General features: G+C 46.8%; 11 protein-coding genes. 6 read left to right on the top strand and 5 right to left on the bottom strand.

Features of this window, described 5'->3' with window-relative positions; translation table 11 throughout:
* The first annotated feature begins 72 nt into the window (after positions 1-72).
* A complete protein-coding gene (ilvY, locus tag KO531_RS17040; RefSeq protein ID WP_219251770.1) occupies positions 73-945 on the top strand; it encodes an HTH-type transcriptional activator IlvY in 873 nt (290 codons plus the stop codon).
* A gap of 193 nt (positions 946-1138) precedes the next feature.
* On the opposite strand, the gene KO531_RS17045 is transcribed toward ilvY, so the two are convergent.
* The 4 genes from KO531_RS17045 to KO531_RS17060 form a co-directional block, all read right to left on the bottom strand.
* Positions 1139-2455: a hemolysin family protein gene (locus KO531_RS17045; protein WP_219251771.1), complete on the bottom strand. Its 1317-nt coding sequence runs from the start codon at positions 2453-2455 to the stop codon at positions 1139-1141.
* A 754-nt stretch (positions 2456-3209) separates the two neighbouring features.
* Complete coding sequence (locus KO531_RS17050; RefSeq protein WP_198573269.1) at positions 3210-4994, bottom strand: GGDEF domain-containing protein; 1785 nt, start codon at positions 4992-4994, stop codon at positions 3210-3212.
* Positions 4995-5039: 45 nt separating this feature from the next.
* Positions 5040-6068, bottom strand: coding sequence for an ABC transporter substrate-binding protein (locus KO531_RS17055; protein WP_219251772.1), 1029 nt, complete (start codon positions 6066-6068; stop codon positions 5040-5042).
* A 693-nt stretch (positions 6069-6761) separates the two neighbouring features.
* On the bottom strand, positions 6762-7910 hold the full coding sequence (locus KO531_RS17060) for a DUF1963 domain-containing protein (RefSeq protein ID WP_219251773.1): 1149 nt from the start codon (positions 7908-7910) through the stop codon (positions 6762-6764).
* Between the two features lie 216 nt (positions 7911-8126).
* On the opposite strand from KO531_RS17060, the gene KO531_RS17065 reads away from it, so the two are divergent.
* The 3 genes from KO531_RS17065 to KO531_RS17075 all read left to right on the top strand — a co-directional run bounded on the left by KO531_RS17065 (position 8127) and on the right by KO531_RS17075 (position 11620).
* The gene (locus KO531_RS17065) at positions 8127-9653 is read left to right on the top strand and encodes a YifB family Mg chelatase-like AAA ATPase (RefSeq protein ID WP_219251774.1); all 1527 of its coding nucleotides are present in this window, start codon (positions 8127-8129) and stop codon (positions 9651-9653) included.
* 112 nt (positions 9654-9765) lie between these two features.
* Positions 9766-10662 carry an acyltransferase gene (locus KO531_RS17070; protein WP_219251775.1) on the top strand — a complete coding sequence of 299 codons (897 nt, stop codon included), beginning with the start codon at positions 9766-9768 and terminating at the stop codon, positions 10660-10662.
* Positions 10663-10675: 13 nt separating this feature from the next.
* Entirely contained in the window at positions 10676-11620 is a 945-nt protein-coding gene (locus tag KO531_RS17075) for an acyltransferase (protein ID WP_219251776.1), read from the top strand.
* Between the two features lie 7 nt (positions 11621-11627).
* Here the strand turns inward: KO531_RS17075 and KO531_RS17080 are convergent, their stop codons facing one another.
* Positions 11628-12122, bottom strand: coding sequence for a DUF523 domain-containing protein (locus tag KO531_RS17080; protein ID WP_113941620.1), 495 nt, complete (start codon positions 12120-12122; stop codon positions 11628-11630).
* Between the two features lie 300 nt (positions 12123-12422).
* On the opposite strand from KO531_RS17080, the gene KO531_RS17085 reads away from it, so the two are divergent.
* A complete protein-coding gene (locus KO531_RS17085; protein WP_006084449.1) occupies positions 12423-13190 on the top strand; it encodes a GntR family transcriptional regulator in 768 nt (255 codons plus the stop codon).
* Positions 13191-13242: 52 nt separating this feature from the next.
* The gene (prpB, locus tag KO531_RS17090; protein WP_006084450.1) at positions 13243-14121 is read left to right on the top strand and encodes a methylisocitrate lyase; all 879 of its coding nucleotides are present in this window, start codon (positions 13243-13245) and stop codon (positions 14119-14121) included.
* Positions 14122-14252: the final 131 nt, after the last annotated feature.

Raw genomic sequence — 14252 nt, forward strand, 5'->3', positions numbered from 1 at the left:
ACGCTCAGTAACACTGGCAGCAACATCGGCGGCAATATGCAGCACTCAAGCTCAGGCTAAACAGGATAAGTTATGGATATTCGTACCCTCAAATTGTACCTGCACTTATGTGACAGTTTGCACTTCGCCAAGACGGCGGAGCAGATGCATGTGAGCCCATCGACCTTAAGCCGAGCCCTGCAAAGATTAGAAGAAGAAGTGAACGCTAAGCTGTTAGAGCGAGATAATCGCAGCGTGACCTTAACCCACGCGGGACACGAGTTTAAGCGATTCGCCGAGCAGACTTTGAACCATTGGAGCACACTCAAGCACAGTATCGGTCTCAAGCAGGACGTGCTGCGCGGTCGGCTGAATCTGTATTGCTCGGTCACTGCTGCCTACAGTCATTTACCGGGTTTATTGGATTTATTCCGCCAAGAGCATCCCTTCGTCGAAATCGCCTTAACCACAGGAGATGCAGCCAACGCGCTAGCAGAAGTGCAGCAGAATCGCGCCGATATCGCCATCGCTGCCCTGCCCGATCCTTTCCCCAGCAGCTTACACTTTGCCAAAATCGACGATGTGCCGCTGTCGATTATCGCACCGACGATCCGCTGTGCAGTACAGCAACAAGTGAGTCAAACGCCCATCGATTGGTCGAGCGTACCATTTATCATCCCCGATCACGGCCCAGGACGGCGCCGCGCCGATAACTGGTTCAAACAAATGGGCATCAGCCCTAATATTTACGCCCAAGTCTCGGGACAGGAAGCGATCGCCTCTATGGTAGCGTTAGGTTGTGGCGTGAGCATGAGCCCCGAAGTGGTGATCAATAACAGCCCAGTGCGTGATCGCATTCAGTTGCTCTCGTCGCCGGTTGCTATTCCGCCGTTCGAATTAGGTTGCTGCTGCAAAGTGAAACGACTTGATGATCCCATCGTTAATGCGTTTTTGGATGTGATTTAAACGGGGAAAGTAATACAAAATAAAAGTGCGAGTGAAGAGTTTCAACGAGATAGAAAACCGAAACGGCTCTCAAAAAGCTAAAAACTTAGCTAAAGAGAACCGCTTCACTATCGAACAGTTGCGATCAAATTGGTGCTAACGAGCTATTGCCACAGGATTTCTATCGCAAGGCAATCAACACAAGATGACAGGATTACACATCCGGCGAGTTGAGCTTATCAATAGGATCGATACGGGTCACCAATAGCTGATCGACCTTGTACGAATCGATATCGACCACCTCAAATTTATAGCCCGCATAGTTCACGAAATCCGTACGCTTAGGGATTTTACGCAGCATATACATCATAAAACCAGCAATGGTTTCGTAGTTCTGATTATGCGGAAACTCCTCAATACCAAAGGCGCGCATTACGTCGGTAATAGGCGTCACACCGTCGACTAACCAAGAGTTGCTATCACGGGCGATGATCTGCTCTTCGCTCTCGTGCAATGACCAAGCCCCCATTACGGCGCGCTGTAGATCGTTAGTTGTCACAATCCCCACCACTAAGGCGTATTCGTTCATGACCACGGCAAAATCGGCGCGACTATTTTTAAAGTATTCCATCGCTTCTGACAGGCTCAGCGTATCGGGAATGATCAGCGAAGTATGGATTAAGTTACTGCCTTTTAAGATGATATTCTCACCGTTGATCACACGGATCAGCAATTCTTTCGCATCCACGAAGCCTTTGATCATATCCAACTGACCATCGCAGACGAGGAACTTAGTATGGGGATCTTCAGAAATTTTACGCTTGATATCTTCTTCACTGTCTTGCAGTAAAAAGTACACTAAGCTTTCACGGGCCGTCATGGCCGAAGTTACAGAAACGGTTTGCATTTCAAACACATTTTCCATCATCTGTTGCTCACCGCGATCTAGCACCCCAGCTTCGGCGCCCGCATTCATGACGGCATAAATATCGTCGGAGGTGATGGCATCGTTACGCACGGTTGGGATCTGCAGCAGTTTAAAGATACCACTCGCCATGCCGTTGAAAAACCACACTAATGGGCGTAATAGCACAATACAGAAAGACATAGGCCCGACAACGGCTAAAGCGACAGGCTCAGGCATCGCCATGGCAATGCGTTTTGGCATTAAATCGGCGACTAAAATAAAGGCACTGGTTACCACTATGAAGGATAAAACAAAGCTCAATTGGCTCAACCAAGGATCGGCGACTAAAGGGGAAAGCAATTGATAGAAGTAAGGCCGAAATGCCGACTCACCCACAATACCGCCCATGATGGCAACGGCATTAAGACCAATTTGTACTACCGTAAAAAAGCTGCCGGGAACGGCTTGTAACTGCAGCACTTTTTCTGCTCGTGCATCGCCTTCATCGGCTAACTGACGTAAACGAATTTTACGTGAAGCGGCAAGTGCAATTTCTGACATAGAGAAAAAACAACTCGCGCCGATTAGACACAATATAATCATCACGTTATCAAAGAGACTCATGTAACACCTTTCATTTAACACTGGACTAACTAGGACCAACCCGCGCCTTATTGCTCGCGTGTCAGTTGAATTCATTGTATTTGAGCAAAGTTTGCTTTGTCTGGTCGCTGCACAACAAAATTGTATTGACCACTTTCATCCCTAAGATGAATGAGCGCTTAGATGACAATCCTTAGGGTGCACTCAGTATATCTGCAAATTCACGAGTTATGCGTGACTCCGCTCTCGCAGCCCACGCATAGCGCTAATGCACTTGCATCATTTAAGTAATGTTTTATGTCGAAGCGACTGAATATACAGCATTTAATTATTTTACTCGACTCGATGCATTAGACATCCGAGCGCGGTGGCTTTGATATTGAGCTGCTAGAACGTACATTTAAACCAATAGAATTGACTATGCAGTCGTGGCTTTGCTTAGTTGCGTTACGTAAAATACGTCCAGAATGGCAGCATGGATGTCACTCAGAGTGCATCGCTAAATCGACAATAGGCGGCAGATTATATCTCATCTGCCGCCTAATATTACCTCACCTTGAGTAATTTTTATCTTAGCGACTTATCTACAGCTGTGTTTCACATAAATGTTATCAATTAGTTAGCATGATTGAGGACGTCTGTGGCGTGGTGATGCTAACCGAATATGTCTCCAATTTTGCAGCATAGAGCCTAGACACTTGAAGCTCAGTAGCCAATCCAGCAACGCGTTGGGATATCTTGGCGAAAGAGTAACGTCACCTGCAACCGGCTCCCATTAAATCACTTCAACCTCGACTCTATTGCGACCTTTATCCTTAGCGCGATAGAGGCAAACATCGGCGCGGCGTAATACGTCGGCCATCTTAAACCCCGAGATCTTATCTAATGGCAAAAACACGCTGCCAATACTGATCGTCACCACAGCCAACGGAGATACTTGATGGGGAATATTGAGTTGCTCAACGAGATAACACAGTTGCGTAGCAATAGCCGTTAACTGTGCTGGCGTGACCTGCTCGACGACCAAAGCAAACTCTTCACCACCAATGCGAGCCAATAGAGCATTGTGCGGCAGGATATCGCACTGTGCTAAGGCATCAGCCACCTGCTTGAGCACAGTATCGCCTTCAAGATGACCATAAGTATCGTTGTAGGATTTGAAATAATCGATATCTAACATTAACAATCCCGCTGGAGTGTTAGCTTGTAGCACAGTAGCTAATCTTTCGGTAAAGGGTCGTCTATTAGCTAAGCCAGTTAACTCATCGGTTTCAGCCATCACCTTTAATTGGCTATTCGCGGCAACCAGCGCTTGTTGTAGCACTATCATCTGACGCTCTTTCTGTTCGCGTAGCAGTAACTCGTTCAATGCGGAGGCGAATTGGGTCAGCATATTCTTTTTCTGGGCGTTCCAATTTAATGGCCGCGACACAGTCGACAGCGAGAGCAATCCCAATAACTCCCCAGCATTTTTAATCGCAAAGGCGGCAATCGAACATATCCCCACGGATTTCATTACCTCATATTCCTGTGGTGAAAAAGCCTTTAACGCCTCAAGATCCTCAATCACTAAGGTCGATTCCGTCTCGAATTTTTTAGCCAGTTGAGCAATATTATCTACCGAAATCACTTGGACCTTATTTGCGTGTAAGTCACTGGTCCAAAAGCTGCGGTAATAGGCATGCTGCTGATTGAATTCGAGAAGACTCACCCTTTCAACATCAAATAACTGACCTATTTTGTGGCATACTTCAGTTAAGGTTTTATCCACATTGCAGGTATCTATGCTCAAAAATTGCAACGAAATCTCTGCCAACAATTGATTCGACTGCGACTGCCAATCTAATTCTTTAGTTCGTTCTTTGACTAAGTCAGACAATAAATGCTGCTGTTGTTGCAGTGCACGTTGCTGACGTTTATTGATGGCTAAATCATTACGTATCCTTTGATACATACCCTTAAGTGACAATGCCACATGGGCTATTTCATCGGGTCTTGCGGTTACCGTCTCGGGCACAGATAACTTTTTTAACGAGTTAAGATTGATTTTATTAGTGAAATCTTCCAATGCCGACAATCTATCTGTCACCATGAGTCGCACTAAGGTCAAAATCAAATAAATCATCAATAGGGTCTTTAACCCATTACCGAGCACGATAAAAATCAACTGCCGCCACAGCTCGTAGTAAAGCCGATTGGTATCTAACCCTACGGTCAAAGTCGCTATCGACTGCTCTTGATAGGTCACAGGATAGTGAAATAGAGTTTGCGACTCATCATCGGTTAACAAAGGTTTACCCAGATGCATAGTGACGCCATCGATACTGTCTAAATGTACACTCGACACTAATGGCATCATCCCCAGTCCAGAGAGCAAATCCGATAACAAGCTACGGTCGACGTCCCACAGTGACTTAGCCACGCTTGGCAAAATAGATTCTGAATACTCGCGGATATCCGAAGTCGCATTATCGATACTATCCTGATAGTTCCAAATCAACTGTACCAGCATAGTTAACACAGCAAAAAACGAGCTCACCCCAATAATAATCAGCGTCATCTTGTGGCTAATAGAATGATTACGATGCTTCATGTACACCTGTTATTACGCCTTGAGGGGCAACTTATTCAAAATCTGAGACTGGAAAATCTGTGGCCAATCTCGAGCAACTAACATTTGATAAAATGCCGAATCTGGTTGCAAAACACCGAACAAAGCAACATTGTCATAGGGGAGATATTTTTTATGCTGCTGATAATATTGCAATTCGACCAAACCTAAAGCGCCAACCAAAAAATGCCCGCCACCAATAACACTCACAGAGTGCTGGCGACAAAGCTGTAAAATCTCAGGTGAAGTATTGATCGTACCAACAAATACATCTTTACCAGACACCAAACCTTTTTCCTTCAATGCCTTAAGCACCCCAATCGCCATACGATCACTGGCGGTCCAAATCACATTCAGATCAGGATAACGATTCAGCAGGGTTAACGCTTGCCCATAAGCCACAGCCTCACTCCATTGGCCATAAACCGTTTGAGTCAGAGTGGCATTGGACTGCATAAAGAAATAGTCACTGGCGCCTTGGGTTCGTAGCACTGAAGCAGGCGTCGATTTATCGCCCGAAATCAACAGAACTTTAGCCGCCTTTCCTTCTAAATCGTCCATTAAGGCCTTAGCGGTCGCCGAACCAATAGCGTAATTATCGGGAATAATGGCGGGTAACAGATATTCTTGCCAATGGGGATCTTGCAGCAAGACATCACGCTCACCAGGGGAAATATCATTTAAAATCAATTGCACATAGACAGGGTGAGGATAAAGCGCCTGCAACATTTTTATCGCGGATTGTTTTTCATTAACCAGAATAACGTAATTAGGTAACGCCTTTGCAGAAGCTAACAACTCATCGAGTTGGGTGATCATCTTGAAGTGATTGCGATCGGAATGAATGATATCGAGTTTAATATCGAGTGTCGTCGATGCCGCCAACATCAATTGGTCGACATCTCCCCAAAAACTGTCATCGACAGCCCCAGGATTAAAAAAAACCACATCGAGTTTTGCCCATGCTGCCCCACCAAAACCCGCAGTACAGATAAACACACACGCTAACATCCACGAACGCATAGGCGAGTTCTCCTCGACCATGTTCCCTCAAATGTCATCCTTCACAAGAGGTCACTTTATTATTATCGATTCACAACCTTGTTACCGCATCGCCGCCCAAAATGTTGCTAAAATCGGCAGCAGATGTTTCGATTAAACCACAAAATGATACAAAGTATACTTTATATGCTGACTATTTATTCCGACACCCTGTCGGTATATGGGGGTCGAGTGGCTCAGTAGCAGAATGTTTATGGGGATGTAAGTGGCGGCCTTATGGTCAGTCTTGCGACCTAACCACGGAGAAAATGACGGTGACTTAATAAGGAATACAAGTTAGAACTCAGACGTTAATGCAGCCTAGCGGTCGAGTTGAATCAAGGTCGTGGGAGGGGAACCATGATTTTCAGTGGAGGGTAAACCAAATGAGGCTGCTCAACGATGCCCTCATATAATGGCATAGGTTAACCAACCTCTATTAACTGATTGAAATAATTAAATATAATCATCAAGCGCTCAATCTATTCAGTCGTAATCATTTCTCCTAGAATCAATCATTTATAACTCATATTCATTCAAAGGCACTAAATTGTGCTTGTGACTCTTCTTTTAATCGGTCGCAACATACACCTTCAATCGTCTCGATGTACTCCTATTGCTGTGTAGCCCGTATCGCCCAGCAAAAAGGTTGGGTGTAGCCAACCTTTCGATGAACTAATAATCATATATGCAGTAAATGCGATCGAATTTTCCTAACGCTAAATCGTCCCAGTGGATAATAAAATTCAATTGCATAGAGTGCTCACTATAGACAACTTTGAGCAGCACCAGATAATCTTCGGCATTGCCGCCTAACTCAGCCGCGGCGTGGAGTTCGGGGGCTTTATAGCGGCTATCTCCATGGCCATTAATGCTGGCTATCCCATCGAAATAGGGCAGCGGCTGCTCGGGAACGAGCAATGCCTGCAAGTTGGATGACCGCCACCCGGGCAATGCAGCCCATTGCGGTTGAGTGAGAATCTGACCGGGGATTAACCCCTGCTTATTCATTTGCATCAGCTCATAGCCCTTGAGCTGATCTTGCCACTCTGGAGTCAATTCGTCATCCACAACCTCAAGGGTTTGTAGCACCATAGCTTGCTGCTGTTCAGGTAGCGCTTGTAAACGTGCCTTGGCTAACTTTAATAAATGCGGGTTGTCACTATTAATCATGTCAGTGGCTATCATCTTAATGCTGGTAATTCCCTGAAGTTGATAAGCCGTCTGATACTCATAGTTTGCACATGCCGCATCGTCGAACTTAAGTTCGGCAATCCCTTTCCCAGAGTTCAGTTGTTGATCCTCAGCGACATAATAGACATGGCCGCGAAGCATTTCCGAGAATCGCCAGCGCTCCAAAAAGAACAACAATCGCCCTTCTCGAGGCAAATAAAATTGAAACGCCTTCAGGTCGCTACAGTTGAGCTGTGCGATAAATTGCATGGGCACACGGAAGGCTTGCGCCGCCTCGTCCCAGTCCCAAAGATGCGCCTCATCTGTCTCCCAATCGTCCTGCCAGTCCTCCCGCCAATGCTCATTAATAAACTCGCGGGTATGGCCAAAGCTCTCAACATAGCCATCCAGCATCTCCTCCCTTCCGACCAAGGTCACAGGATAATCCATGCCAACAGGCAAATCCGGCAATCCACCCTGTCGGCTGTTACCTAACTGGGTATAGTCTTCGATTGCACAGGGATAGAGATCGACACTACTGCGAATAAACGCCGAGATCGTATGGGCAAGATGCGGGTCTTTAAACTGCGCCAGCTTTTGCTCTAACAACTGCCGACGAATGGGGGAATTTTCTGCTAACAACATATCCATATTTACCTCACGACTCCAATGTTTGTTTTTTATCATTTCTATCAACTATTTGCCATCTTCAAATAAGGCAAATTGCCAAGCCTATCACACGATTAGCAAAGCCGGAGTCAACGGCTTGCTAATGAGAAGGGCAACGACCTAGGCGATAGGAAACCCCTCCCATTAATTACTGCTACACTCAAATTCAGCGAAAAAGATCAACAAAAGGATTTGTTTATGGCGATTGCCTGCGTCAATACTCGAGCCAGTTGTGGAGTCGAAGCTCCTCAAGTCACAGTTGAAGTGCATCTCAGCAACGGCTTACCAGCATTTAATCTTGTAGGCTTACCCGAAGCTTCGGTAAAAGAAGCCCGTGAGCGAGTACGCAGTGCCTTGATCAATGCGGGATTCGAGTTTCCAATGCGGCGGATAACCGTCAATCTCGCGCCAGCTGATTTACCTAAACAAGGTGGCCGCTACGACTTACCCATCGCCGTGGGCATATTGGCCGCTTCGGAACAGATTCCCATTAACAGTTTAAAAAATATCGAGTTTGTCGGCGAGCTGGCACTGTCTGGGCACATACGTTACTGCCAAGGGTTATTGCCCGCGATTATCGCGGCGAAGCGCCAAGACCATACCTTGGTCTTACCGCTAGATAACCGCCACGATGCAGAGCTAGTCGGCTATCCCAATGTGTTATTTGGGTCGCATCTGCAAAGTCTAGCCGCGTATTTACAAGGGCAAAATCAACTGCCCACACTGGCGCCACAGTTAGAATGGGTAAGCCAAGAGACACCCGAGTCCCATACTTGCCTGAGCGATGTGATTGGCCAATATCAGGCCAAGCAAGCACTCGAAATTGCCGCTGCGGGTAACCACAACCTCTTGATGCTAGGCCCGCCGGGTACTGGCAAGACCATGCTTGCCAGCCGCATGATGGCGCTATTGCCCGCACTCAATTATGAGGAAGCGTTAGAAGTGGCGGCAATTCATTCCGTTGCTGGACTCGACATAAAACCGCAGCATTTTTTACAGCGACCATTTAGGGCGCCGCACCACACGAGTTCTTCGATTTCCCTCGTGGGCGGTGGCAGTATCCCAAAACCAGGGGAGATCTCCCTCGCTCATCGCGGTGTATTATTCTTGGATGAAGTGGCTGAATTTCCTCGTAAAGTCTTAGATTGCCTGCGTGAACCGATGGAAACCGGCGAAGTAGTGATTTCCCGCGCCGCCGCTAAGCTGACATTTTTAAGTCGATTCCAATTAATCGCAGCGATGAATCCTAGCCCTAGTGGCGACTTGGATAGCCATCATAGATCCAGCCCAGAACAAATCCAACGTTATCTTTCGCGGCTTTCAGGTCCGTTTCTCGATCGTTTCGACTTGACCATAGAAGTGCCCAAACTTCCCGCGGGCACTTTGACTCAAGCCGCGCCGCAGACAGAAACCAGCCAAGATATCGCCAAACGAGTTAAGCTAGCGCGTGAGCTACAACTTGCCCGTGCTGGTGTGCTCAATAGCGAACTTACAGGGAAACAATTGAAACGCTTCAGCGGACTCAGTGATGCTGATTTAGTGTTTTTGGAGCAAAGCGTGGTCAAGCTTGGCCTATCTGTTCGCAGTTTTCATCGTATACAAAGAGTCGCCCGCACTATCGCCGATCTTGAACAAGCCACTAATACCGAACGCCGTCATCTTGCCCAAGCACTGGGTTATCGTGCTATGGATAGGTTGCTGGCACGACTATCCCAGCAATATTGAGTCAGCAGCTTTACAGTGAAGATGAACAAATGCACCGACCAGCTGTGCCTAAGATTGAGCCAAACGCCTACACCGAGTAACATAGGCCTCCAATTTTTGTCAGGGGGCTCGGATGGGAATGCTGTTTTCACAGATAAAAGGCTGTATTGCATTTTTAGGTTACGTTATAAATACCGTCTTTTGGACTATCCCAATCGTGTTAATCAGTTTTATAAAACTGATACCTATCAGTCCATTAAGGACTGCGACTAGTCATGTGCTCGATTTTTGTGCCAGCGCTTGGATCAGCGTCAATGGCGTGATTGAGCGTTGCTTACATCCCGTTAAAATAGAACTGAGTGGTGACACCGACTTTTCCACTAAAGAGTGGTATATGGTGATTGCCAACCACCAGTCTTGGGTCGATATCCTGATCCTGCAGCGGATTTTTAACCGAAAAATCCCTTTCTTAAAGTTTTTCCTCAAGCAAGAGCTGATTTTTGTGCCTGTATTAGGCCTAGCTTGGTGGGCACTCGATTTTCCTTTTATGCGTCGTTATAGCACAGCGCAGTTGCGTAAGAATCCTAAGTTAAAGGGCAAAGACATTGAAATTACACGTAAAGCCTGTGCTAAGTTTAAGGCTAAGCCTGTGAGTGTGATGAACTTTGTCGAAGGCACGCGCTTCAGCAAGGCTAAGCATCAAAAACAAAACTCACAGTTCCTACATTTGCTAAAACCTAAAGCGGGCGGTATGGCCTTCGCGCTATCAGCCATGGGTGAACAGATCCACAAGCTAGTCGATGTCTCCATTTACTACCCAGACGCAGTACCGAGCTATTGGGACTACCTGACAGGCAAGTTGCCAAGCGTTAAAGTACACATCAAGGTCTCCGATATTGATCCTGCAATGCGCGGCGATTATATGAATGACCGCGATTTTAAAATTGGCTTCCAAGAACAACTGAATCAACTCTGGCTCACTAAGGATCAAGTGTTAAGCCAACTCGCTAGCCAAGCGAATAAAGAATAAAGGTAACGCCACTATGTTGAATTTCCTGCCTGGTTCAGTGTTGTTTATGCTGAGCTTAAGCTTGCTGATCATTAATACCGCCGTTTGGGGCTCGCTTATCAGCCTTGGCGGATTAGTGAAACTTGTGATGCCAGCACAAGGTGCGCGCAATGCGGTGACTGCGGTCATGAACCGTTTTATGTGGGCTTGGGCCTGCTGCAACGGTGGCATCTTGTATTTGATCGCTAAAATTGAGTGGGATGTCAAAGGGCTCGAAGGACTCGATAAAAACAGCTGGTATTTACTGATCAGCAACCACCTCAGTGGATTCGATATCGCCGCGCAAACTTACGTGTTACGTAACCACATTCCCATGCTGAAGTTCTTCCTCAAAAAAGAACTCATCTATGTGCCCATCATGGGCCTAGGATGTTGGGCGCTGGACATGCCATTTATGAATAGAACCAGCCCAGCAAAACTTAAAAAGAATCCAAAGCTTAAGGGCAAAGATTTAGCGACCACACGCCGCGCCTGTGCCAAGTTTAGCAATATGCCCACGTCAATCATTAACTATGTTGAAGGCAGCCGTTTTACCCAAGATAAACATCAGCGCCAAAACTCGCCTTATCAACGTTTGTTACGTCCTAAAGCGGGTGGTATCGCCTTTACCTTATCAGCTATGGGCGAACAATTTACTAACCTGCTGGATATGACAATCGTCTACCCAGATGCGCCTGAAGATATTCTGTTTGGGGTAATGAATGGTAAGGTCAGTAAGATTATTGTGCGAATTAACGCCCTGCCCGTGCCTCAGGTCGATGCGGCACGTTATTTCTCTGAATCTGAGTACCGCGTCGAATTCCAACGCTGGTTAAACCAAGTGTGGGCGGAAAAAGATCAACAAATTCATGCTTTACTCCAAACACATCAAAGTGTGAACAATAAGGCCACCAGCCCCAATCACACTCAAGCAAGCTAGCTCGTCTCTAGCTTTGCTCTAGTTCAGCAACGCATGCCGCTGCAGCGGATAACTCCAATTCATTGAATACGGTTATTCCTGCGGCGCTGAGTTTTTCAGCCGTTAATCCTTGTCCCGCAATTAACTGTTTTACAAATTGACCATCGTAAATCTGCCTATTACCACAGGATGGACTACGGGCTTTTAAAATCGCCACTTTAATCCCGTGTTGCTGCGCCAGCTTAAGTGCGAGATCAGCTCCCAGACTAAAAGCGTGGGTCACATCCTCACCTTGGGCAGTTAAGATGCGCTGTCCAATCCGCTCCGCTGGCGGTCTAGGTGTTGGCAAACCGCCTGCACATTCGGGACAAATCGCCACAATCCGCCCTTGCTCGAGCCACGTTTGCACCAGCTCGCTCTCCATCAAGTTATGGCCACCGTCGTAGCGCACCGCTTGTCCGAGTAAACAACTACTCACTAACACTTTTTCCACTGTCATCCCCAAATGTCTCATTCCGCCCATAGCATAACGTGAAGGATAAACATGCCAAATGCATTTGGATGATTTTCCCCAAAACCATCAACATCCGCAACAAGGTTGGAAGGTTAAAACCACTCCATTGTTGACAATTTAATATTTAAATATTCATAACATAAAATATTAATAACGAGATAATAAAAATAAAATGATAAAAATCAACAATAAAAACAGAAATTCATTGAAATATAGACTTACGTCTAAGTAAACACATTGTTGACAATCTGCCAAGGGAGGGCTATTTTTTACCCATTGTCGACAATCCTATTAATAGTGATGCGTTCTATGTTGAAGCAAGACACGACGTTCGTTTCTGATGACACTCAAGTTCCCCACCTGCACAAGGTCAAATCGACCTCGGCAGATAAGACGTCGACCACATTAGCCGATCAAATTTTGGTGCAGATCCAAACCAGCATCATCAAGGGCGAACTGCCTGCAGGCAGCAAGATTAACGAGCAAGCACTGGCCGAAAAATACGGCATCAGCCGCGGCCCGACCCGCGAAGCACTGCAAACCTTAGAAAGACAACGTTTAGTGGTGCGTGCGCCCCATGTTGGTGCCCGCGTCGCCCAGCTAACAGTGAGTGAACTTAACGATTTATATCAACTACGTAGCGTGCTTGAAGGCATGGCCTGCGAACTCGCCGCCAGCCGTATTACCCCAGAACAATTAGCCAAATTAGAAGATCTGCTCGCAACGCAAGAAGCGGCGCTCGCCAAGGGCGATACTTACTTCCAAGAGGAAGGCGATGTCGACTTCCACTACCAAATTATTCAAGCCAGCGGTAACAAGCATCTGCAGGAAACCTTAGTCGGCGGCCTGTATCACCTGCTACGTATGTACCGCTACCAGTGCACCAATAAAAATCGCCCAGTGAAAGCGATTGCCGAACACAGACGCATAGTCGAAGCCATTGCCCAGCGCGATGGTGAGTTGGCCAGTTTGCTGATGCGCCGCCATATCGAACAGGGGCGTAAAAATACCGAATTACGCTTAATTGAATTGCAAGCCAATGCAGCCGCAAAAGAAACCTTAGCCAACATTAGCTAAGTTCTTACGGCTCAATATGCCCACTTCCCATAAAATGGAAAAGGATAAAACCATGACCCAAAGCGCAGGATTACGTTTTCGCCAAGCTCTTGCTAAGGCCAAACCGTTACAAATCGTTGGCACCACCAATGCCTATTTTGCCTTAATGGCAGAGCAAACTGGCTTCCAAGCCTTGTATCTTTCGGGCGCTGGCGTTGCCAATGCTTCCTACGGTTTGCCTGACTTGGGCATGACCTCAATGAATGACGTGCTGATTGATGCAGGCCGCATCACCTCTGCCACGCAGGTGCCTTTATTGGTCGATATAGATACTGGCTGGGGCGGCGCATTCAACATTGCTCGTACCATCAAAGAATTCGAAAAAATCGGCGTCGCTGCTGTGCACATGGAAGACCAAGTGTCGCAAAAGCGTTGCGGTCACAGACCCAACAAAGCAGTCGTGAGCATTGAAGAAATGGTCGATCGCATTAAAGCGGCCGTCGATGCCCGTACCGATCCTAACTTTGTGATCATGGCGCGTACCGATGCGGTTGCCGTGGAAGGTTTAGAAGCGGGAATTGAACGCGCTCAAGCGTATATCGCCGCCGGTGCCGACATGATCTTCGCCGAAGCCTTAACTGAGCTAGACCAATATCGCCATTTTAAAGCACAGGTAAAAGCGCCGATTTTGGCCAACATGACTGAATTTGGTCAAACCCAATTGTTCAATAAAGAAGAACTCGCCGAGGCGGGTGCCGACATGGTGCTCTACCCACTCGGTACTTTCCGTGCAGCCAACCAAGCCGCACTGAACGTCATGCAAGCGCTGATGAATGATGGTCATCAACGCAATGTGCTAGACACTATGCAGACCCGTAAAGACTTGTATAAATACTTGGGCTACCACGCCTTTGAAGACAAGTTAGATCAACTGTTCAGCCAAGATAAATAACCGAAAAGCTGCAACCCTACAGGGTTTGACGTTAAAACAGATTTAGCGTTAAACAAATTAAATAAAAAGTGCAGCCTTAACCAATAAATGTCGGCGAATAAGTGCTCTGAAATGAGCACTGAAATCCGCCA

Source organism: Shewanella sp. NKUCC06_TVS, from assembly GCF_019345515.1.
In the GTDB taxonomy this organism is placed as follows: domain Bacteria; phylum Pseudomonadota; class Gammaproteobacteria; order Enterobacterales; family Shewanellaceae; genus Shewanella; species Shewanella oncorhynchi.

Excerpts from the sequence above, each read along its gene's own strand:
- ilvY (WP_219251770.1), top strand. The coding sequence starts at position 73 with ATGGATATTCGTACCCTCAAATTGTACCTGCACTTATGTGACAGTTTG.
- KO531_RS17045 (WP_219251771.1), bottom strand. The coding sequence starts at position 2,455 with ATGAGTCTCTTTGATAACGTGATGATTATATTGTGTCTAATCGGCGCG.
- KO531_RS17050 (WP_198573269.1), bottom strand. The coding sequence starts at position 4,994 with ATGACGCTGATTATTATTGGGGTGAGCTCGTTTTTTGCTGTGTTAACT.
- KO531_RS17055 (WP_219251772.1), bottom strand. The coding sequence starts at position 6,068 with ATGCGTTCGTGGATGTTAGCGTGTGTGTTTATCTGTACTGCGGGTTTT.
- KO531_RS17060 (WP_219251773.1), bottom strand. The coding sequence starts at position 7,910 with ATGGATATGTTGTTAGCAGAAAATTCCCCCATTCGTCGGCAGTTGTTA.
- KO531_RS17065 (WP_219251774.1), top strand. The coding sequence starts at position 8,127 with ATGGCGATTGCCTGCGTCAATACTCGAGCCAGTTGTGGAGTCGAAGCT.
- KO531_RS17070 (WP_219251775.1), top strand. The coding sequence starts at position 9,766 with ATGGGAATGCTGTTTTCACAGATAAAAGGCTGTATTGCATTTTTAGGT.
- KO531_RS17075 (WP_219251776.1), top strand. The coding sequence starts at position 10,676 with ATGTTGAATTTCCTGCCTGGTTCAGTGTTGTTTATGCTGAGCTTAAGC.
- KO531_RS17080 (WP_113941620.1), bottom strand. The coding sequence starts at position 12,122 with ATGGGCGGAATGAGACATTTGGGGATGACAGTGGAAAAAGTGTTAGTG.
- KO531_RS17085 (WP_006084449.1), top strand. The coding sequence starts at position 12,423 with ATGTTGAAGCAAGACACGACGTTCGTTTCTGATGACACTCAAGTTCCC.
- prpB (WP_006084450.1), top strand. The coding sequence starts at position 13,243 with ATGACCCAAAGCGCAGGATTACGTTTTCGCCAAGCTCTTGCTAAGGCC.